Source organism: Pseudoalteromonas sp. SW0106-04 (genome assembly GCF_001293805.1).
Taxonomy (GTDB): Bacteria; Pseudomonadota; Gammaproteobacteria; order Enterobacterales; family Alteromonadaceae; genus Pseudoalteromonas; species Pseudoalteromonas ruthenica.
On the sequence record NZ_BCAI01000003.1, the window covers coordinates 92,943 to 114,508 of the forward strand.

Below are 21,566 nucleotides of genomic sequence, written 5' to 3' on the forward strand. Positions count from 1 at the left end.
CCAGCGCTACACCTGGTCTGGTGTTATACAAAAGCACCATCATTGTTTAAAATAAGGGATTCTAAGCAAGTCCCCTTGCCTAACCCCAAGGCGTAAGCCTAGGCAAGCTTTCACTCATTGAGGTAATCAAAACAACCATGGATACACATCGTCCAATTCGTCGCGCACTTATCAGTGTGTCTGACAAAACGGGTATCGTTGAATTCGCTCGCGAACTAGCCGCTCAAGGCGTTGACATTCTTTCTACCGGTGGCACCTGCAAACTGCTTGCTGACAACGGCATTAAGGTCACTGAAGTATCTGACCACACCGGTCATCCAGAAATTATGGACGGTCGCGTAAAAACCCTACACCCGAAAATCCACGGCGGCATATTAGCGCGTCGCGGCCAAGATGAAGGGGTGATGAGCGACAACAACATCGATGCCATCGATATGGTTGTAGTGAACCTATATCCTTTTGCACAAACCGTTGCCAAAGCGGATTGCAGCCTTGAAGACGCCATTGAGAATATCGATATCGGCGGCCCAACAATGGTGCGCGCGGCAGCGAAAAATCACAAAGACGTGACCATCGTAGTAAATGTGGGTGATTACACACGCGTAATTGACGAAATGAAAGCCAACCAAGGCTCAACCACCCACGCCACACGTTTTGATTTAGCTATTGCGGCTTTTGAGCACACTGCTCAGTACGATGGCATGATCGCTAACTACTTCGGTAAGATGGTGCCAGATTACACCGAGGAAGCGGCGGCTGAGACTAAATTTCCACGCACTTTCAACATGCAATTCACCAAAAAGCAGGACATGCGCTATGGTGAAAACTCGCACCAAGATGCGGCGTTTTACGTTGAAAATGACCTCAGCGAAGCCTCTGTGGCCACCGCTAAGCAGCTACAAGGCAAGGCGCTATCATACAACAACATTGCTGATACCGACGCAGCCCTTGAGTGCGTAAAAGAATTCGATGCGCCAGCCTGTGTGATCGTCAAACACGCCAACCCATGTGGCGTATCGGTCGGTGAAAACATCCTTAGCGCCTATGACCGCGCCTTTAAAACCGACCCAACTTCCGCTTTCGGCGGCATTATTGCCTTTAACCGTGAACTTGATGGTGATACCGCAGAAGCCATCGTTGCGCGCCAGTTTGTGGAAGTGATTATTGCGCCTAGCATCAGCGAAGAAGCAGCGCAAATCGTTTCGGCAAAACAAAATGTACGCCTACTAGAGTGTGGCCAGTGGCAAGATAAAACCACCGCTGTGGATATTAAGCGCGTTAATGGCGGTGTTTTAGTGCAAGACCGCGATCAAGGCATGGTAGCCAAAGAAGAGCTGAAAGTCGTGTCTAAGCGCCAACCTACCGAGCAAGAGCTAAACGATTTAATGTTCTGCTGGAAGGTGGCTAAGTTTGTTAAATCGAACGCCATCGTATACGCCAAAGACGGTATGACCATTGGTGTGGGTGCCGGACAAATGAGCCGCGTTTATTCAGCGAAAATCGCCGGTATTAAGGCTGCTGACGAAAACCTCGTGGTTGAGGGCTCGGTCATGGCCTCGGATGCCTTCTTCCCGTTCCGTGATGGCATCGACGCCGCCGCAGCGGCTGGTATCACTGCCGTGATTCAGCCCGGTGGCTCAATGCGCGATGAAGAAGTTATCGCCGCTGCAGACGAAGCAGGCATGGCCATGGTATTCACCGGCATGCGCCACTTCCGCCACTAAAACCGCTAATCACGCCAGTGCATAATTTGTACTGGCGTGTTTTCGTAGACTATTCAAATCAATCTGTTATGTTGGCACTAAATACCAAAAACAACAGCAAGGATTAGATTATGAAACTAGGCTTGAAAACCGCGCTCAGCGCTGCTTTAGCTGTCTCTTTAAGTGCGTGTGCTGCAACCAGTGGCACCGAAGCACTCACCGATGCCGCGCAAAACGATTTGCGTAGCGAGCAAGCAAAAAGTCGCGACCAATATCGCCACCCGGTGGAAACCTTGGCGTTTTTTGGCTTCGAACCGTCGATGACCGTAGTTGAGATCTGGCCTGGTGGCGGCTGGTACAGCGATATTATCGCCCCTGCGATGAAAGGTGAAGGCACCTTTTACGCCGCCCACTTCCCTGCTGATAGCGATGTTGAGTATTACCAACGCTCACTGACCCGTTTCCAAGATAAACTTGCCAGCGACAGTGCCTACAGCGACGTTAAACTCAGTGAGTTTGCGCCTGGCACACATCATAGCATCGCTCCTGAAGGAAGCGCCGACATGGTGCTGACATTCAGAAACCTGCACAACTGGTATATGCAAAAAGACGAACAAGGCGTTAAAGATGCCTTTAAAGCCTTTTATGCAGCCTTAAAGCCCGGTGGCGTACTTGGTGTAGTTGATCACCGCTTACCCGAAAGCCGCGATGCAGGTAAAGCGAAACGCTCAGGCTATGTTAAAGAAAGTTGGGTGATTGAGCTGGCTAAACAGGCCGGATTTGAACTCGCTGCGAAAAGTGAAATCAATGCAAACCCGAATGATTTTGCCGACCACCCTCGTGGCGTGTGGACATTGCCACCGCGTTTAGCGCTAGGCGATGAAGACCGCGCTAAATATGAGGCGATTGGTGAAAGCGATCGGATGACGCTGAAATTCATCAAACCGCAATAGGATTTTTACGCCATGAATGTACTTGTCATTGGCAGTGGCGGCCGCGAACACGCACTTGCGTTTAAGGCCGCTCAATCAAGCAAAGTAGAAAAAGTATTTGTCGCGCCAGGTAATGCTGGCACCGCTCTAGAGCCAAAACTAGAAAACGTCGCCATTGGTGTCGAAGACATCGATGCGCTTATCGCTTTCGTCAAAGAAAACCAGGTTGAACTGACCATTGTCGGCCCTGAGGCACCGCTAGTGATTGGTGTGGTCGATGCCTTTCGCGAACAAGGCTTGGCTATTTTCGGACCGACACAAGGCGCCGCCCAACTGGAAGGCTCTAAGTCATTCACTAAAGACTTTTTAGCACGCCACGATATCCCAACGGCGTTCTACAAGACCTTTGAGCAAATCGAGCCTGCACTTGCTTACATTAAAGAGCAAGGCGCTCCCATCGTGGTCAAAGCCGATGGCTTGGCCGCAGGTAAAGGCGTTATTGTGGCGATGACCGAAGCCGAAGCCGAGGCTGCTGTGCGCGATATGCTCGCAGGCAATGCCTTTGGTGAGGCGGGTAGCCGCGTGGTTATCGAGGAGTTCTTAGAAGGCGAGGAAGCCTCATTTATCGTTATGGTTGACGGTAAAAATGTACTACCTTTTGCTACCAGCCAAGACCATAAGCGTGCCTATGACGGTGATAAAGGCCCGAACACCGGTGGCATGGGAGCCTACTCTCCAGCCCCTGTGGTCAGTGAAGAAATTCACAACCGCATTATGGATGAAGTGATCAACCCAACCGTAGCAGGTATGGCAGCAGAGGGTCATCCTTATACTGGCTTTTTGTATGCAGGGCTGATGATTGCCGCCGATGGCACGCCTAAGGTCATTGAATACAACTGCCGCTTTGGCGACCCAGAAACACAACCGATTATGTTGCGTCTGCAATCAGACCTAGTGTCGTTAATTGAAGCTGCGAATCGTCAAGAACTGGATCGCACAGAAATTAACTTCGACCCGCGCGCCGCCGTTGGCGTGGTGCTGGCAGCTAAAGGGTATCCAGGTTCTTACCCTAAAGGTGATGCTATCTCCGGTCTAAAGGTAAATTACCCACAGGGCGAAAAAGTCTTCCATGCAGGCACCAAGCAGCAAGGTGAAGACATCGTCACTGCCGGGGGCCGGGTGCTGTGTGCGACAGCGCTAGGCGATACCGTAACTGCGGCGCAACAACGTGCGTATGAGTTGGTGAAAGAGATTAACTGGGAGGGTGTTGAATACCGCACCGATATCGCTCACCACGCCATTCGTCGCGAGCGTACTTAACCCCCACGAGAACCTTCGTTCCGAGAACATTCGTTCCGAGAACCTTCGTTCAAAACAGGGTTAAGAGCTAATAACCGTACATATCAAGCGAGGCTAAATGCCTCGCTTTTTTACGAAGGCCTAAAAAATGGACGCAAAATGCTCGGCTTGCGCTCATTCTTCGCCAGTTTGACTGTCACCTCACTAGACGCTCCCCTATTCACTTACTTCACTGTAACTAGTATCAAGCGTTATCGCGGCCCAGTGTAAAAACCTCTACCTGTGCACTTACCTAAATTCCCGGTACCGTAAAGTAACTGGGCGTTAATCCCTCCATTTTTCTGTGCTTTGCTACACTTTGACCATCTAAACTAGAAGAAAGTATTGCATTTTGTTGCCACGGCTGGATTTATTTAACGTACTTGCTGCTTGTTTGCTCGCCACCCTAGTGCTTATCGCCGGTGTGTTAGCCGCCAATATTACTCAGTCTTCCCCCCACAGTCTGGGCGATGAACCAGGGTTAACAGTTGAGCCAAGTTATATAGTGCTCCCGCAAGCGGTCACATTTTCAGCGCTTCATGAAAAGCATTTTGATGACTTCACTGCAGGGTCATGGCAACAGGTTCCTTGGCAATTTGGTACACAGCAATATTGGCTACGTTTAACTATCACCAACAATCAAGCAGAGCCAAGATCGCTTGTTGCCCGCTTTGATAACCCCATGATCGATAATTTGCTCGTGTATCACCTTGATGAAGCAGGCCAAGTGCAACATAGCGTGCAATTGGGCGACCACCGCCGCGATTTAAGCCAGCTTGAATATGCCCTGCCCCACTATGCATTTACTCTGCAGGCGCAACAACAACGTACCCTGGTTATTGGCATACACACCACAGGCATAAGCAAAACCCCGGTCAACCTTTACTCCGAACAGACCTTTTTTGAGCTTAGTCGCAGTACTTTCTCGTTGTGGAGTGTATATGTTGGGGTGTTATTAATGACCGCGCTGTATAACTTGATTTTATACTTCAGCATTCGCGATCGCGTGTATTTGCTCTATGTGGGCTATATTCTTGCGGTGATGACCTTGCTCGGCATCGTGCTCGGCTATGGCTTTTATTTATGGCCCACGTCATGGCAGCAATGGTTTCACCACCAAGTCATTTTATTTAACTACGCCATCGCCATTACCACGCTGGGATTTTGCGTTATGTTTTTGCGTTATCACAAAGACCGAGGCAAGCCGTATCGCGTGGCGATACGTTATTTGCAGCTTTTGCTGTTGCTGTGCGCGCTCAGCCTGTTTTTACCGGAGTTTTATAGCGCACCGATATTTTTTATGACCATGCCGGGGCTGTATATCATTTGCTTCTGGCTGATTTTCAAAAAGCTTATCAGTGGTTTTCGGTGGGCTAAGTATTACGTACTTTCGTGGTTTCCGTTGTTATGTGCCGCCGCCATCCAGCCGTTGGAATTGACTGGTGTTATTGAGTACAGCTATCTAACCCGTCACGCTTTTTTATTTGGCAGCTTAATTGAAATTACCCTGATGGCCCTGGCACTGGCCGATAGAGTACGCTATCAACGTAAGAAATCACTGTATTACGCCATTCATAATAGCCACAGTGGCTTACTAACCTACACCACGTTGATGCGCCGGATTGCGCAACTACAAAATCAACGTCGCAGTTTCACACTGTGCATCGTGCATATGGCGAACTTTCAAAACCTACAGAAGACCATTGGCATCGAAAGTAGCTCGCAACTGCTCAAAAGTATTGCAGCAACGCTCAGTGAACACGCTAAGGTGCTTCGCTGTTATCGCATTCACTCAAGCAGCAAAGAAACCGTGGCTGAGCTTAACAACGGCTGCTTAGCAGTGCTCAGCGCAGAGCCTGCGACAACACTCGAGCGTCAGCGACTGCCGCACTTGCTTAGCCAGTTACAGGCCGAGTTGAGTGTGGCTGATTTACGCCTTAAGCCTAGTTACATTCTTGCTACCGTCGCTGCTGAGCAAAGCTCACAGCCTTTTAAACAGCTAATAGAGCAAGCTTGCCAGTGCGTACAAAAAGCCCCTGCTGGCCGGCATCGTATATTCTCAGTGAATGACAACAGCGATGTCAGCCAGTTACAACGCGCCACTGCACTGCAGCAAGCCATGCACAACAATGAATTGTGCCTTTATTACCAGCCGCAGCTTAATCTGCAAACTCTGCAAGTATGCGGCGCTGAAGCGCTGCTGCGCTGGCCCCAACAACAAAGCCGTGATTTTACCGTTGAAGATATTATTCATTTGGCAGAGCAAACGGGGTTGATCAATCAGCTGACCCTGTGGATTCTTAATTGCGCTTGCAGAGATATCGCTGCGCAAGGATTGCTGTGGCAAGGGCAGCGTATATCTGTCAACCTCAGTGCCCGAGACATACATATTGCAGATTTTACCCACAAGCTTGCTGATATCCTTAATGAGCATGGGGTAGCCCCGACACAGCTGAAACTGGAACTGACAGAGTCAGCCCTTGTTGATGATCCAGAAGCGCTAAAAGCCCTCATTGCTAGGCTTGCTGAGTTGGGGGTCCACGTCGTGTTAGACGACTATGGTACTGGCTACTCATCGCTCGAGTATCTCGTTAAATACGCCTTCGCGGAGCTTAAAATTGATAAATACTTTGTTATGTCATTGGCGCATTCTCAACACCATCAAGCGATTGTAAACACGACTATTATGATGGCCCATAACCTTGGTTTAAAGGTCACTGCTGAGGGCGTTGAAACGCAAGAAATCGCTCACTTGCTACGCCATTATGGTGCGGATACGGCGCAAGGCTATTTGTATGCTAAACCCATGAATATTGCCGATTACAACGCATGGTTGCAGCAGCACAAGCAATGCAGCAACGACAGTCTAGCCTAGGTTTGCTACCATACGCGCTGACTTTTAACATTGGGGCGTTAAATGCTAGGCACACTAAATAAAATGAAAGCCGCGCTAAGTGATAGCGACGGCGTACATTACCAGCTACCTGTCGGTGACGAACTGCTGTCATTGAATGAGCTAATGGGTCAACCCATTACCTTAACTCACACCGGCAATATCTTTTGTAAAAACTGCGGCAAAAAAACCAAGAAGAGTTACTCACAAGGTCACTGCTTCGTATGTATGCGCAAGCTCGCTAGCTGTGACATGTGTATTATGAAGCCGGAAACCTGCCATTATGACCAAGGCACCTGCCGCGAGCCACAGTGGGGTGAGGAAAACTGTATGATCCCGCACTATGTCTACTTGGCTAACACCTCAGGGCTTAAAGTGGGTATTACTCGCCATACACAAATCCCCACTCGCTGGATAGATCAAGGCGCGACCGCTGCGCTGCCTATTTTTAAGGTGCAAACCCGCCTACAGTCTGGCTTAGTCGAGGTTGCTCTCGCTGATTTTATTGCCGATAAAACTAATTGGCGCAATATGCTTAAAGGCACGAGCGTCGATGTTGACTTAAAAGCGGCGCGCGATGAGTTAGTGCCACAAATACAGCACAAATTAGATGAGCTGGCTGAGCTCTTTGGAGCCACCGCTGTGGAACTGCTCGATGAAGAGGTGGTAGAAATTAACTACCCAGTACAAGATTATCCGAGCAAAGTCAGTTCCTTTAATTTTGATAAGAACCCTCAGGTCAGTGGTGTACTACAAGGAATTAAAGGCCAGTACTTAATTTTAGATACGGGTGTAATTAATATTCGCAAATTTGGTGCTTACGAAGTAGAAGTAGCGCACGGATAAACATAGCGGTTATTAAAGTCTGTGATACTGCAAGGTTCGCCAAGTAAAAAGCCTTGCACGTAATCACAGGCTAAGCCTTGTAAAAACAGGTGTTGGCAAGGCTTCTCCACCCCCTCGGCAACCACCAACAAGTTCAGACTAGAGGCCATGGCAATAATGGCACTGACAATTTCGCTATTGCCGTATTCATCCGGCACTTTAGCAATAAAGCTAGAATCAACCTTCAGCTTATCAATCGGTAACTTGGTCAAATAACTAAGCGCCGAATAGCCGGTGCCAAAGTCATCCAAAGCCACTTTTACTCCTAGTAATTTGAGCGCTAGCAATACTTCCCGTGCTTGGCTAAATGAGCTAATGAAGCTGCTTTCGGTAATTTCAATTTCCAGTTGCTCGGCACTCACTCCATGCTCATTGATAGCCGCAGTTACGGTATCGACTAAATCATGGTGACATAAATGCGCCGCTGACAAGTTAATTGATAAAGTGCCACTAAAGTGTGTGTGCTGTTGCCACTGGGCAAGCAGCGCGCAGCTTCGAGTGATCACCCATTTATCAATATCAATGATCAATCCCAGCTCCTCGGCCAAAGGAATGAACTGCCCCGGTGCCACCATGCCCAGTTGCGGGTCTTGCCATCGCAGTAAAGCCTCAGCACCACACAACTGCGTTGTTTGGCAATCGACAATAGGCTGTAAAAACAATTCAAACTCATCATTGACCAGCGCCTGTTTAATTCGACTGCTCATGGTTAGGCGCTCCAAAGAGCGGGCATTCATGGTCGCTTTAAACAGCTGATAAGAGTTTCTACCTAAGTCTTTAGAGCGATACATCGCGACATCAGCATGCTTTAGCAAGGTTTCCATGCTCTCACCATCATCAGGGTAAATAGCAATACCTATTGATGTAGTAATGGTGATGGCTTGGCCTGCCAACGAAAAGGAGGGCTTAAACTGAGCCAACACTTTCTCTGCACAGGCGATCACCTCATCGATATCCGCTACCTCGTTAAGCAGTAAGGTAAACTCATCGCCCCCCAAACGTGCTAGGGTATCGCCACTGCGCACACAGCGTTGTAATCGCTTCGCCACTTGCTTTAGCAGCTCATCGCCAACACTATGACCAAGGCTGTCATTGACGCCTTTAAAGTGGTCTAAGTCGATAAACATAATGGCTAAGCGCTGATGTTGCCGCTGACCATGCGCAAGAGCGACACTGAGCCGGTCTTTAAACAAGCGTCGATTCGGCAGCCCAGTCAGGTCATCAAAATAAGCAAGCTTTGTGATTTTACGCTCCGATGCTTTGCGCTCAGTTATATCGGTAAAGATCCCCGCATAGACTAAATCGCTGTCTTGCTTATCTTTAATCTCAATGATGGTGAGCCATTCGACATAGGTGTCACCGTCTTTACGGCGATTACAAATCTCGCCTTGCCATACCCCCTGCTGCGATAAACTCTGCCACATCGCCTGGTAAAAACTGCGGTCATGAGTGCCAGAGCTCAATATTCGCGGGGTCTTGCCTAGTACTTCTTCAGCACTGTAACCAGTTAGTCGAGTAAAAGCAGGGTTAACTTGTAAAATCGTTCCCTGAGCATCGGTGATCATGATGCCATCTAGAGAAGCGGCAATAATCTTATTCGCTAAATACAAATCTTTTTGCGAGGCCTGCAACGCACAATCGCGCTCAGCCAATACCGCTTCCAATTCACTTAAATAAGCAGACTCAATTTCGGTATTGATATGCTTGAGGGTGAGCACCCCCTTTACTCGCTGCGACTCTTTGCTCGCTGTGACAAGCAAATGACGAATACCATGTTGGTGCAATAACCGATAAGCATGCAATAAGGTATCTTCACAACTCACAGTGACCAGTTCTTTACTGGCAAAGGGCCAACAGCATTGCTCTTGTGCCGCGAGCATCATTTCCAGCACATCCGTAGCAGTAATAATACCCACGTGCTGTTGCTGCTCCACCAGCACCGCATGGGTATTCGATTTCGCCATGTGTTGGGCTACGACACGAGCATTGTCGCTGCCTTGCACTTTGGGCACACGGTGATCAAAATGATCGCCAATCAATTTTAGATTAAGGTAATGATCCAACCCCTGATTGCCGACAATATCAGCCAATGACAACAGCCCTAAGGGGGTATCGTCGTCAGCAACCACAATTAAGTGACGAATCGCCAAGGTTGCACATTTATTGGCGGCGTCATTAAGCGCACTATCATCACTAATCGTATGCACTGGAGTCGACATTAAGGTACGAATGGGTTGGCGTAAAACATCACCATTGTGGGCTTGCGCACGAACACAATCCGACTCAGTCCAAATTCCGATCACCTTATTTTTATCACGAATGGCAATCGCACTGACATTGTGGGTGCGCATGAGCTTGATAACAGCAATGGCTGGCTGGTGAGGCATACAAAAGTGCAACGCCGATAGCTTGGCGTCTTTTACTTTGTAGTCACGAGTGCTCAGTTGCATAGCCATTCCTAGAGGTTGTAACATGGCTATACTAGACAATCACTGCATTGCACAATTTGACATAAAACAAAAAATGACCAACTTTCACTTTCCCGTTCTGGCCGTTGAAGCCGCTCACCTAACCCGTTGTGATAGCGCCAGCGAACTGGCACACCTTTGCAACAGTGCTCAGGTGCTGTTTATTGTTGATGCTCACCAGCAGTATTTTGATGTGTCCGGGCAGCGCATTGAGCGCCAGTGGCCGATGTTACAGCAGGCGTTAAAAGCTTACCTGATTGGCGAAGGCGAATGTTGTGTTAGCAAGCTAAGGCTTGGTGATGAAAGCCAAGTGTGGAAGTTCGTCGATTAACCCAGCTGGCCTCGTAGATAATGCTCAACGCTGCGAGATAAAGCAGAGAGGTGATAACCCCCTTCTAAAAAAGACACCACCCCTTTCACGTCATGAGTTTGTGCAAACTCACTAATGCATTGACTAAACCAGCCGTAATCTTGCTCGACAAATTTCAGCGCCGACATATCATCTTCTAAATGCGCATCAAAGCCCGCAGAGACGAAGATAAGCTGGGGTTTAAATTCTTGCAGCCTTGGCAGCCACTGCTGCGCAACCACTTCGCGCAATGCTTGGCCATCACTGGCAGGCGGCAGTGGTGATTGCACTAGGTTATCGCGCGCGATGAGTTCGGGGTCTGGGTATAAAGGGCGTTGGAACAGCGAGCACAACAACACCGAATCGTCGTCGCTAAAAATACTCTGGGTACCATCACCATGGTGAACATCAATATCCAATACCGCTATACGTTCAATACCCAGTGACTGCGCATAGCGTACAGCGATTGCCAGATTATTGAAAATACAAAACCCGGCGCTGCGATCTTCACTGGCATGATGCCCCGGTGGACGCACCGCGCAAAAACCAGCATCGATATGCCCGGCGAGAATTTCGTCTACCGCCGTGAGTCCAGCGCCGACTGCTCGCTCAATAGCATGAAGGGTTTGTGGACATAGACGCGTATCGCCATCTAAATCGGCGTAGCCAATATCAGGTATGCGCTGCTCTACCTCATGCACTAAGCGCTCACTGTGAACCCGCAGATAATCTTGACGTTGCGCCCCACGTGCTTGCAGCTGCCGCACTTCTAAATCCAGGCTGCTAGCAAGTAAACGATCAGAGATAACATCAAGGCGCTCCGGTGACTCAGGATGTTCACTGCCCATTTCGTGGCGGCGACATGCGGGGTGAGTTATAACAGCGATTCGAGACATAAGCGGTCTAGGCAATTACATGGAGCCTATATAGTAAACGAGCTCGCATCAATGCGCTTTTCTCCTTTAGTCTTATAATGAACAAGGCACCCTTAGGTGCCTTGTTATCACGGTTTTACTGCTCTGTGGCTCGTAAATCTAAATTACGGAAGTCGAAGCTAAAGTCTGTCACCTGTGGTGCCACCGCACGCATAGAGGCTGACTTTAGGTTGTTATCGCTACCCATGGTAAATTCGATAAAAGCATCGGCTTCAAGCAATGGCTCGTCCCACTTAACGATAAAGGTGTTGCCACTGTGATGCTTGAGCTGCCCTTTTAAGCGTTTAGTATGGGTAAAATCGATACGCAACGTGCCGCTTACTTCTTCGATAATCACATCGCCGTACCAAGCATCGCGCAAAGTGCCGGTATAATAATGATTAGGCAATGCCTGTTGGTAATCTTCCACCATGGCTGGTTTAGCTGAAGCATAGGCTTTTTCCTTGCGGCTAAAGTGCTGTTCAGCGTAAATTTCGACCCAGTCTTTATCTTCTAGCTCCAGCGCTTGCTCAAAAATTTCCTCGGTCACCGCTGATAAAGCCGAAAACGCCTGCTGGTTTGATAACACCACAACACCGAGCTTTTCTTCAGGGATCAAAGAAACCTGAGAGACCATGCCAAGAATGCCGCCACCATGGCCAACACGCTTGTAACCGTGATAGTCAACAATCGACCACCCTAAACCATACCCACTGAATTGACGGCGCGAGTCGGCAAAAGCTTTTTTCGACACGGCGCGGTTAATATGCGGTAACCACATCTCACGTTGCTGCTTTTCACTGAAAAGTTGCTCGCCATTAGCCATTGTGCCGCCATTGAGCTGAGTATTTAACCACGAGCTCATCTCTTCAACATTGGAAGCTATGGCGCCAGCACCACGGAAGTCTTCAAGGTAGTTGACGAAAAACGGGTGCAGCTTGCCATCTAAGGGAATGTGCCCGGTAGCATAGTTAGTATTATCTGGTGCAATACGCGAGAACCCGGCGCGTGAGCGGGTCATCTCAAGCGGTGTGAGAATCTTCTTTTCAATATAATCTTGCCAACTCATACCACTGACTCGCGCCACTACTTCACCGGCGGTCACGAACATTAAGTTGTTGTAGGCATATTGACTACGAAAGCTCGACTTTGGTTTTAAATGCTTTAGCCCGGCGAGAATATCCGCCACCGATTTATTGGTGTCTGGCCAAATCATTAAGTCGCCCTGCCCGAGCCCCAACCCGCTACGGTGACTCAACAGGTCGCGAATAGTCATATGCGCCGATGCATAAGGATCGTGCAAACGAAACTCCGGCAGATGTGTCTGCACCTTATCATCCCAGTCCAACTTGCCTTCATCTACCAGCATTGCGAGCGCCGCACTGGTAAAAGCTTTAGTATTAGAGGCAATGCCAAACAAGGTCTCACTAGTCACTGGCTCTTGGCTTTGAATATGGCGCACACCAAAACCCTGGGCATACACCACTTCGCCATCTTCGACGACGGCCACAGCCATACCCGGCACATCAAATCGGGCCATAGAGTGCTCAATAGCGGCGGTTATTTTATCTTTATCAAGTGCTGCCGAGGCCGAATTAGGTAGGTGCAGAGCGGCGAATAGCGCACTCGAAGCTAACAATGTTTTCAGTTTCATTTTTGTTCCTTGTTATACATCTGTGTTTCCCGTAAATGCCGTTCGCGATTTAAATCCTCTACGCTGGCCCTGGTTTTAATAGCGTTCACATAATGCTCCGGTAGTTGAGCTTCACGGGCGCCGTAATACACATGCTGAACATACCAATCAAACGGCAGCGCAACTTTATCTAAGGTATTGGCAATGTAACAAAACACCTGCACGTGTTCATTGCTGTCGATAAGAGTGACCGTGCGAGTTTCAATGTCATAACGCGGCCCTTCGATATCGTGCAAAATACCTTGTTCGTGATCACTTAATTGCCACACAACCCCATACACGGATTCATCGTCACTGGGATGAATCGTACATTTTCCAGAACCATCCAGACTGAGCATATCAAAATCAAGACGGTGGCCTTTGAGTTCTGCTACGCCAATGCGCTCAGCCCCTGGCAGGCGAGCGCGAATACGGTGAAGTGACATATTTGAGCCAAAGGCAAAATAAAACTGTGTCATAAAAGCACCACTTGTGTCGCTAATAGTAGAAGTACTACGCCGATGGCACGGTCAAACCAAAACCCCTTAGCAAGGAAGAATGTGCGCACCCGTGCTCGTGTCAGCATAATGGATAAAAAAGAAAACCACGCCCAAGTCGCCAGTGCCATATAGAGCCCGTAGCCCAGTTGCACCCATTTGGGCGTGTCGATTGAGATCACTAGGGTAAATAACGATAAAAAAAACAGCGTTGCCTTGGGGTTTAACGCATTGGTTAAAAAACCACGGCGAAAGGCCACTATAAATGACTCTGTAGGCTGCGTGGTAGTAGGGTGAACTTGCTCAACTTGCCCCGGTTTCGCGTGACGTAAAGCCTGAATACCCATGTATGCCAAATAGGCGGCTGCCATGTATTTAAGTAAATTAAATAAATCAGGTGCCTGCGAGATAAGTAATGCCACACCTACGAGGCAGTAAATAATGTGTACGAGAATACCCGCGCCCACCCCAGCGCTGGTAATAAGTGCATTATCGAGACCAAAACGCACACTTTGACGCAGTACTACGGCAAAGTCAGGACCGGGACTGGCAACGGCAAAGAAGTGGGCACTGGCAATCGCTAAAAATTCCGGCCAATAGCTCATACTTGCTCCTTGCTCAGCAAGGATAGCAACATCGGGTTCGGACTATGATTGGCCAGTGTGCTGATAATCTTATGCGCTTTTTTATAATAACTGCGCAAGTGTCCTTTCAAGTGTGCGGTGCCTTGCTTTTCCCCTTTGATAAAACAAAATAACGCCAGTAAAAACACATGTTGCTGCTCAGAAAGTTCACTGGCGCGATTAGCGTAGGGGTTATAACACTTGCCACAGCCGCCACGGAACTGATAGACGGTGTTGCTAAGCATCACGCCAAAACCAAAGAAGCTGGCCACTACCTCAGTAGCGGCACCTATCATGGCTTCGCCACCTGGTGGCAATACCCCACGCTGATAAATCATAATGCGTGCAAATGCTTGTGCATAACTGGCGATTAAGTCTTGAGGTTGATTAATTTGCTGCGGGTTATAAGACACAAAGATCGCATGACTGTGCTCAACACAGTGCGCTTGCTCGCCTCGTAAAGTACCACTGAAACGCATCAGCGGAAATTGCTGCTCTGGCATCTGCCCTGGACCGAGTAATTGAATAGGCCAATTTTGCAAGCCACTGTGCGCTTTGACTTGGGCAAACACTTGCGCCGCCATTTGCTCTGTACTGCTACTTTGCCCCTGGAAAAATTCATTACTAGGCTGCACCAAGCGACTGTGATTGCGAAAGTAATCCGCATCAAAATGTTCGAAGGCCCATAAAAAGGCATCAAGCAGCCACTGCTGTTCGCTCTCGGTCAGTAACGGCGAGGGTTTTAACCAACTTAACATGTAATTTTTTATTGCAACTTATGTCGTTAACTGCAAGCATATCAACTTGGGTAAAAAATGATAGCCATCAGCGATATGGCTCAGCTATCGATGTCACACTAACGCTCAAGGAGAGCCCTTATGATCACTCGCTCGTTGTTGTTAGCCACGACCCTATTTAGCAGCGTTGCTGCCGCCGATGTAACCGTGACCCTTTATGGCGGTCAATCATTTAGTCAAAGCTTAGAAACCAAAGAAGGCGCCGATATCGACCTTGAAGATGCCAATCACTTTGCTTTTAGTATCGATAGGACCATTACCGATGCTCGCTATGGCTTTTATTACTCAGCCAACAAGAGCGATATTCAAGGGAATAATGAGCGCCAAGTAAATATTCAACACTATATGTTTCAAAGTGCCGTAGAGTATCCCCTAGCGAGCTCGACAACGGGTTACTTTGGGGCCCAAATTGGCGCCGCGAATGTCGACCCCGAATGGTTAAGCAGCGATACCTACTTTGCCACCGGGTTATTCACTGGCGCTGGCTATCATGTCACCGACAACGCTCAGCTTATGTTCGAGGTGCGCTGGTTAGCGACCATTATTAATAATGACAGCGACTTTAATTGCACCATTAGCAACGATCCAAATGATCAATGCCTCTGGCATTTTGATGGAGATGTGCTAAACCAATTCAATACCAGCTTGGCATTTAGTATGCGATTTTAACGAGTTCAGCCATGCCACACATTGTTGTAGAACACTCAGAAGATTTGCCTGTACTCCCCCAGGTACTGGTAGAAAAAGTACACCAAGCCACCTTTTCCAGTGGCCTCTTTGAATTAGATGCGATTAAGACGCGAGCCATCGCCTATCGCCATTATCAACTTGGCGAAAACAAAGAAGGCTTCATTCACATCTGTGCTTACATTATGGCGGGACGCTCGCCCATGCAGAAACAGCAACTCAGCAATCACTTATTAGAGTGTCTGCGCACTTATTGTCGCGAATCAGATTGTCTCAGCGTCGATGTGCGTGATCTTGAGCCAGATATATACTGTAAAGGGTAATACGGACCAAGACAGGTGAGGCGAGTATTCGGTTCTCGTCTTACCTTTGGCCGTTAGCGATATACCATAATGTCAATTTGCGGGTCTTTATAGGCACTGTACAGCAGCCAATTCTTGTGCGGCACAAAGCTCATTCCCAAATTACGAGAGAAGCCGCGCTCTTGCACCCTGATCACATCGGTCACCTTATTCGTGGCCATATCATAGCGACTAATACGATAATCGGCGCGATTAACTTTAAAGAAGTACACCTTTTCATTGTGATAATGCCATCCGTAGGCGCCCGACAAGAGCACCTCCTTGGTCAGCGGTGCCGAGGTGCCATCGCTTAAGTTAAGTAAGTACAATCGCTTACCTTGAGGTTTGGCGTATATCAAGGTCTGCTCATCCATCGCCATAGCATAAGCGCCGCCATCTTGAGTCAGCGCCTGCACGCTCAGGGTGTTCAAATCAATACTATAAAGTTGCTTCTGGTCAGAAACATAAAGGTGATGGTTGTCTAAAGACCACGTAGGACGCCCAAAATAATTAAGCGACACCTCTAGCTGCTGAGCGCGGCCACTGTGCATATCATAGATATACAAATGATTACTGTGTTCACTGAAGGCATTAAAAGCAATATAACGGCCATCATGAGACCAGCTCGGGTCCTCTGCGGTCATCTGCAAATGTGTCAGTTGGCGGCGATTGCTGCCGTCGACATCGGCACTCCATAGCTCATCAAAGCCTGACTCATTGGAGACAAACACTATTTTTTTGGCTTGTTCGCTGTATGCGGGGTAGCGCACACTGTGCTCACCTAGCAGCAAGGGGAAAGGAGTTGAGGCCACATCGGCATCTAGACTTAATCTCACTATCGATTTAGGAATGCGCCAACGGTGGTAATACAAGGCACCATCTGGCCCATAATGCGGATAGCTAAAGCCAGGCAAATCGAGGGCTTGTAACTGTCCACTGGGCAAATGCAAGTGATAACCTTGACGACGCCCTTGTTCAATAACAGAAAATGTAAGCCGAGATAATAAAGGATGCCATGCCACACCACGCACATCGAGAAAGCCTGATGTAAGTTGCTGTTGCTCGCCGCTGGTGGCATTGATCAAGACTAACTCTTCATGGCCTGAGTCATAGTTGCGGCTAACCACCACCTGCGAGGCATCCGGCGATAAAGCTAATGCTTCATCACGAAACTGGCAAGGCTCATGGGTGCAGCTCAAAGGCCGTTTGCTACCGGTGCGCAAATCACGCAAATAAGCAATGTTAGTAGTACCGTCGGCACTCAAGCCGATATACGCTAATGTGTGACCATCTTTCGAGATAGCAACATCAGCACTGCCTTTACTTAAACACTCATCCAGTATCTGCACCTTATTATTAAGCAAAGAATGTTGCACCACTTGGCAGCCGATATCCTTACCCTTACGGTAGTAAAATAATGAATGCATATCAGCGCTAAATACCCCACGACTTTCACGATACGGGCTTTGCGTAATTGCCTGCGCACTTTGCTCCGGTGCTAATAAGCTTTGTTTGTAAAGGTTGGTGGGTTGGCCAAGGCGGCGCCACGAGTACAACAGCCATTGACCATCGGGTGATACACTGGGGAAGAGTTCACGCCCTAACTCATCGGTGATTTTAGTGCTACTCGCCTGTGCTATTTTGGTTGCCGGTTGCGGCCACCAGAGAAAAATGATCGCAGACAGAGCCATAACCCCCAAGAAAATCAAAGCGAACGAGCGTTTAAGCGGTTTTGTCTGTGCTTGCTTAGGCTCTTGTGCCTGCGGCGAAATACATAAGCGATAACCCGTTTTGCGCAATGTTTCAATGTATTCATGCTGTGCATCGCATTGTTTAAAGGCACTACGCAGGTGCCAGATAGCATTAGTGAGTGCTTTTTTGCCTACATAGGCGTTGCCCTGCCAAATATGCGCAATTAACTCGTCACGACTGACAGGCTCAGGATAGCGATCGGCTAGATAGCATAATAATTCCATGAATTTGGGCTGCAATGCATGACTATTCTGCCCACATGTAATAATGCAACGGCTTACATCTATATGACACGCACCTATTAAAAATTCCTTGCCAAACTGCACTAATTCTATACAACCCAAAAAGCCAACATATCCACTTTTGCAGTCTACAGTGATTCACTTTAGTTAACCAAGCCGTTTGCGATAAAGGGTCGAGGAATAAAATTAAACATATGATTTTTAAGGAATAGATATTTAATAGATATAAAAAAGGTTGATAAAAGAGGCTCCCTTGTTTGCTAGTTGTCAGCAATCAAATTACAACGGTTACATGTAATTAACCACTGTAATATTACACGTAATTAAAGACCCATCGCTGCCGCGCAGGCAAACTGATTTCCCCCCAGTTATTGGTTTAAAACGCTGCGGCAGCACCTCGAATATAATAATAAAGGGAACAATCGTGTCTTACTCCAAAACCCCACTCAAAAAGTGTCTAGTCGCGGCAGCAATTAGCGCCTGTTTTAGCAGCTATGCAGTGGCTAACGAGCAACAAGTAGCGCGACAAAATAACGCTGCGCCCGCCACCGTTGAACAGCCAGAAGAAGTTGAAAAAATCATCGTCACTGGGTCACGACTACGTCGTACCAATTTTGACACGCCTTCACCCATTGTCAGCGTCGGTAAAGACGAACTAAACGACACTGGGCTTGGCTCATTATCTGAGATATTAGTCGATCAAATACCCGCGATCAGTGAATCATTCAGTAACACCAACAGCCAATCTAGTGTACAAAATACCGGATTATCCACCATAAACCTACGAGACTTAGGCACTGACCGCACCTTAACCCTGATCGATGGCCGTCGCGTTGTCTCCAACAGCTACAGCGGCAACTATATCAGTCTGGGCACCATACCTTCTGGCATGGTGCAACGTGTTGAAGTCATTTCCGGTGGTGCTTCAGCTGTCTACGGCTCTGATGCCATAGCCGGGGTGGTTAACATCATCACCCAAACAGATAAACTCGGCAGCGAAATTAAAGTGCGCGGCGGCACAACGCCTGAAGGCGGGGGCGACGAGTTTACCCTAGATGCCGAGCATGGCTTTACTTTTGCTGATGGCCAAGGCTACGGCTTTTTTAGCGCCACATGGGATCGTCAATTTGGCATTAATTGGGAGGACCGTGACCGAGCATCTATTGAGGCCAGTTATGATTACCTCGCCAGTAAAATGTGTAATGCCATGAACACCATCGATGGTGACCAATGTATGCGTGACATCACTCAAGCCGATTGGCGAGAGCGCAGCGATGGTACCTATGGCGGGGTATTCGAAGAAGGGTTAGATGCCGCTGACGGAGGCTACTACTACACCGCTGATGGCTTACAAAGTGGCTGGAATGAAGAGCGCGATGGTATCAACTATGAGATGTTCGATAAGATTAAGGTCCCCAATGATCGCTTCGCTGCCGCCTTTAAACTTGATTACGATTTGAATGACAGTGTTCGCGGCTATGCACAAGTGCAATACAGCAAAACTGGTTCCCGCAATGTGAAGTCGCCAGAGGACGAATATGAAGGCGCAGATGCACTCATTCTCGACCCATTAACGGGCGCTGCGGGTGAAATTAGCCCAGGATATATTGAGCTTGATAACCCCTTCTTGCCCGATGAAATTCGCGATAATGCGAAAGGCCGTGTCAACTGGGACCGCCGCTTTGCCGAAGTCGGCCCTGTGACCACAGATAATAGCCGAGAAACGATTCGTAGCTGGGCAGGCTTAAAAGGCACGGCCTTTAATGATGAGTGGGACTGGGATGTTTCGGTAGGCTATGGCACCTTTGAGCAAAAACAAAAGCGCCTTAATGAGCTAAATACCGTGCGTGTACGCCAAGCCCTCGCCTCTGAGCGTCTGGCTGATGGCACGGTGCAATGTAAAGATGCCGATGCACGAGCCGAGGGCTGTGTACCGCTGAATATTTTCGGTATTGGCTCGATTACACCAGAGATGGCAGATTGGATCCGGGCCACTCCCGTGATCACCACAGATATTACTCAGCTTAACGTGCAAGGCTATATGACGGGCGATCTATTCGAGATGCCCGCTGGCCCAGTGGCGACTGCTTTTGGCTTTGAGTATCGCCGCGATACCCAAGATGTGATCACCAATAAGGAACAGCGATATGGCGGCGTAACCTTTAACGTTGTGCCGACCTTCTCAGGTGATATGGATATTTATGAAGCCTTTGCCGAGGCCTCCATACCCGTGTTAAAAGGCGCAACTTTAGCGAAATCTTTGGATTTAGAAACCTCGCTACGCATTGCCAACTATAGCCCAGAAGGCATAGATACCATGGCGAGTTACCGCGCAGGGTTTAGCTGGGTGCCAGCCTCAGGTTATATGGTTCGTGCCAACTACTCTCGAGCACAACGAGCTCCGAACATTACTGAGCTAATGTCGCCACCACGCGGTGACTTTGACAGCTTCAGCGATATTTGTGATGGCGTAACAGCAACCTCCACAGAGCTTGGTCATGATGCCTGTCGCCAAGAAGCGGGAATTGCCCAAGCGATTGCAAACGAAGGCGTGTTTGAAGATGAAAACAGCGGCTACTCACCTAACACCGGTAACAAACTGCTCAAAGAAGAAACCGCCGACACCTACACGTTAGGGTTAACCGTACAGCCGGATTTCGCGCCAAATTTAGGCATGTCGTTCGATTATTATGATATTCAAATCAGTGACTCCATCGAACAAATTGGCAATGAAGATATTCTTGAAGAGTGCTACGCTTCTGCTGCTGTGCCCTTTGGTGAAAATAATAGTTTCTGTGGTGACATTACCCGTGACAGTGATGGTCAAATCACACAAATTTTGCAGCGTGTATTTAACCTTAGCGAAACCCGTACTCGGGGCTATGACATTGCCATCAACTACCGTTACGACTTGCCCGAGTACGGTAGTCTGCGCTTAAAGCTCGATTGGAACCACGTCACCGAGTACAGCATTACCTATGAAGGTAACGACGGCACGGTGGTCAATCGCTACGATGGCGAGCTAGATTCTGGCATTTTTACCGACAAAGCTCGCGCTTCACTCACTTGGTCTTATGAAGACTTACGAGTACGTTGGACCACCAAGTACAAAAGCGACATCGTTGATAGCCATGACCGCGTTGAAGACATGCGCGAACTCTTTGCCGAGAATGCCGCAAGTTGTGCCGCCGGCGATGATAGCTGTGTCGAAAACCCAGAGCAGCCAAAATATTTATATTACCCCTCTTATATCACCCATGATATCTCGCTTTCTTATAACCTCGCATTGCAAGGGGAGCAGGACGTGCGCCTATTTGCTGGGGTAAATAATATTTTTGACGACCAAGGCCCGTTTATTCCTTACACAGGCGATAATGTCGAGCATGGCGTCGGCAACTTTGATAGTGAATATGGCGGTGGTGTCGGCCGGTTTGTCTATCTTGGAGCCCAATACAGCTTCTAAACGAGTAGGC

Annotated in this window: 16 protein-coding genes; 9 read left to right on the top strand and 7 right to left on the bottom strand. The window is 48.5% G+C overall.

Features of this window, described 5'->3' with window-relative positions; translation table 11 throughout:
- The first annotated feature begins 137 nt into the window (after positions 1 to 137).
- The 5 genes from purH (at position 138) to W04_RS05100 (ending at position 7,712) form a co-directional block, all read left to right on the top strand.
- Entirely contained in the window at positions 138 to 1,724 is a 1,587-nt protein-coding gene (purH, locus tag W04_RS05080; protein WP_053910050.1) for a bifunctional phosphoribosylaminoimidazolecarboxamide formyltransferase/IMP cyclohydrolase, read from the top strand.
- Positions 1,725 to 1,834: 110 nt separating this feature from the next.
- Entirely contained in the window at positions 1,835 to 2,656 is an 822-nt protein-coding gene (locus tag W04_RS05085) for a class I SAM-dependent methyltransferase (RefSeq protein WP_045980566.1), read from the top strand.
- Positions 2,657 to 2,668: 12 nt separating this feature from the next.
- Entirely contained in the window at positions 2,669 to 3,955 is a 1,287-nt protein-coding gene (gene purD / locus W04_RS05090) for a phosphoribosylamine--glycine ligase (RefSeq protein WP_053910051.1), read from the top strand.
- A 370-nt stretch (positions 3,956 to 4,325) separates the two neighbouring features.
- Positions 4,326 to 6,848, top strand: coding sequence for an EAL domain-containing protein (locus W04_RS05095; protein WP_053910052.1), 2,523 nt, complete (start codon positions 4,326 to 4,328; stop codon positions 6,846 to 6,848).
- 42 nt (positions 6,849 to 6,890) lie between these two features.
- Positions 6,891 to 7,712: a DUF2797 domain-containing protein gene (locus W04_RS05100; RefSeq protein ID WP_022946777.1), complete on the top strand. Its 822-nt coding sequence runs from the start codon at positions 6,891 to 6,893 to the stop codon at positions 7,710 to 7,712.
- Here W04_RS05100 and W04_RS05105 read toward each other — a convergent pair.
- Positions 7,685 to 10,201 (bottom strand): EAL domain-containing protein, encoded by a 2,517-nt coding sequence (locus W04_RS05105; protein ID WP_053910053.1) that lies wholly within the window; start codon positions 10,199 to 10,201, stop codon positions 7,685 to 7,687. The genes W04_RS05100 and W04_RS05105 overlap by 28 nt on opposite strands.
- 22 nt (positions 10,202 to 10,223) lie before the next feature.
- On the opposite strand from W04_RS05105, the gene W04_RS05110 reads away from it, so the two are divergent.
- A complete protein-coding gene (locus W04_RS05110; protein ID WP_053910054.1) occupies positions 10,224 to 10,550 on the top strand; it encodes a hypothetical protein in 327 nt (108 codons plus the stop codon).
- Here W04_RS05110 and W04_RS05115 read toward each other — a convergent pair.
- From W04_RS05115 to W04_RS05135, 5 genes are all read right to left on the bottom strand, one after another.
- Positions 10,547 to 11,464, bottom strand: a complete 918-nt coding sequence (locus W04_RS05115; RefSeq protein ID WP_053910055.1) for a histone deacetylase family protein — start codon at positions 11,462 to 11,464, stop codon at positions 10,547 to 10,549. The two genes, W04_RS05110 and W04_RS05115, sit on opposite strands and share 4 nt — an antisense overlap.
- A gap of 115 nt (positions 11,465 to 11,579) precedes the next feature.
- Positions 11,580 to 13,136, bottom strand: coding sequence for a serine hydrolase (locus W04_RS05120; RefSeq protein WP_053910056.1), 1,557 nt, complete (start codon positions 13,134 to 13,136; stop codon positions 11,580 to 11,582).
- Positions 13,133 to 13,633 carry a gamma-glutamylcyclotransferase family protein gene (locus W04_RS05125; protein WP_022945892.1) on the bottom strand — a complete coding sequence of 167 codons (501 nt, stop codon included), beginning with the start codon at positions 13,631 to 13,633 and terminating at the stop codon, positions 13,133 to 13,135. The genes W04_RS05120 and W04_RS05125 overlap by 4 nt, the downstream gene beginning before the upstream one ends.
- Entirely contained in the window at positions 13,630 to 14,256 is a 627-nt protein-coding gene (locus W04_RS05130; protein ID WP_053910057.1) for a LysE family transporter, read from the bottom strand. The genes W04_RS05125 and W04_RS05130 overlap by 4 nt, the downstream gene beginning before the upstream one ends.
- On the bottom strand, positions 14,253 to 15,032 hold the full coding sequence (locus tag W04_RS05135; protein WP_053910058.1) for a hypothetical protein: 780 nt from the start codon (positions 15,030 to 15,032) through the stop codon (positions 14,253 to 14,255). Before W04_RS05135 ends, W04_RS05130 begins: the two co-directional genes overlap by 4 nt.
- Positions 15,033 to 15,152: 120 nt before the next feature.
- On the opposite strand from W04_RS05135, the gene W04_RS05140 reads away from it, so the two are divergent.
- Both W04_RS05140 and W04_RS05145 read left to right on the top strand, forming a co-directional pair.
- Positions 15,153 to 15,740, top strand: coding sequence for an outer membrane beta-barrel protein (locus tag W04_RS05140; protein ID WP_053910059.1), 588 nt, complete (start codon positions 15,153 to 15,155; stop codon positions 15,738 to 15,740).
- An 11-nt stretch (positions 15,741 to 15,751) separates the two neighbouring features.
- Positions 15,752 to 16,081 (top strand): 5-carboxymethyl-2-hydroxymuconate Delta-isomerase, encoded by a 330-nt coding sequence (locus W04_RS05145; RefSeq protein ID WP_022945896.1) that lies wholly within the window; start codon positions 15,752 to 15,754, stop codon positions 16,079 to 16,081.
- A 53-nt stretch (positions 16,082 to 16,134) separates the two neighbouring features.
- Here the strand turns inward: W04_RS05145 and W04_RS05150 are convergent, their stop codons facing one another.
- Entirely contained in the window at positions 16,135 to 18,177 is a 2,043-nt protein-coding gene (locus W04_RS05150; RefSeq protein ID WP_269432190.1) for a winged helix-turn-helix domain-containing protein, read from the bottom strand.
- Positions 18,178 to 18,517: 340 nt separating this feature from the next.
- Between W04_RS05150 and W04_RS05155 the strand changes: the two genes are divergently transcribed.
- The gene (locus W04_RS05155) at positions 18,518 to 21,556 is read left to right on the top strand and encodes a TonB-dependent siderophore receptor (RefSeq protein ID WP_053910061.1); all 3,039 of its coding nucleotides are present in this window, start codon (positions 18,518 to 18,520) and stop codon (positions 21,554 to 21,556) included.
- Positions 21,557 to 21,566: the final 10 nt, after the last annotated feature.

Bases quoted from the DNA above. Each gene is read 5' to 3' on its own strand.
- W04_RS05145 (WP_022945896.1), top strand. From the start codon at position 15,752: ATGCCACACATTGTTGTAGAACACTCAGAAGATTTGCCTGTACTCCCC.
- W04_RS05140 (WP_053910059.1), top strand. From the start codon at position 15,153: ATGATCACTCGCTCGTTGTTGTTAGCCACGACCCTATTTAGCAGCGTT.
- W04_RS05125 (WP_022945892.1), bottom strand. From the start codon at position 13,633: ATGACACAGTTTTATTTTGCCTTTGGCTCAAATATGTCACTTCACCGT.
- W04_RS05105 (WP_053910053.1), bottom strand. From the start codon at position 10,201: ATGCAACTGAGCACTCGTGACTACAAAGTAAAAGACGCCAAGCTATCG.
- W04_RS05110 (WP_053910054.1), top strand. From the start codon at position 10,224: ATGGCTATACTAGACAATCACTGCATTGCACAATTTGACATAAAACAA.
- W04_RS05085 (WP_045980566.1), top strand. From the start codon at position 1,835: ATGAAACTAGGCTTGAAAACCGCGCTCAGCGCTGCTTTAGCTGTCTCT.
- purD (WP_053910051.1), top strand. From the start codon at position 2,669: ATGAATGTACTTGTCATTGGCAGTGGCGGCCGCGAACACGCACTTGCG.
- W04_RS05130 (WP_053910057.1), bottom strand. From the start codon at position 14,256: ATGAGCTATTGGCCGGAATTTTTAGCGATTGCCAGTGCCCACTTCTTT.
- W04_RS05115 (WP_053910055.1), bottom strand. From the start codon at position 11,464: ATGTCTCGAATCGCTGTTATAACTCACCCCGCATGTCGCCGCCACGAA.
- W04_RS05100 (WP_022946777.1), top strand. From the start codon at position 6,891: ATGCTAGGCACACTAAATAAAATGAAAGCCGCGCTAAGTGATAGCGAC.
- W04_RS05120 (WP_053910056.1), bottom strand. From the start codon at position 13,136: ATGAAACTGAAAACATTGTTAGCTTCGAGTGCGCTATTCGCCGCTCTG.
- W04_RS05135 (WP_053910058.1), bottom strand. From the start codon at position 15,032: ATGTTAAGTTGGTTAAAACCCTCGCCGTTACTGACCGAGAGCGAACAG.
- purH (WP_053910050.1), top strand. From the start codon at position 138: ATGGATACACATCGTCCAATTCGTCGCGCACTTATCAGTGTGTCTGAC.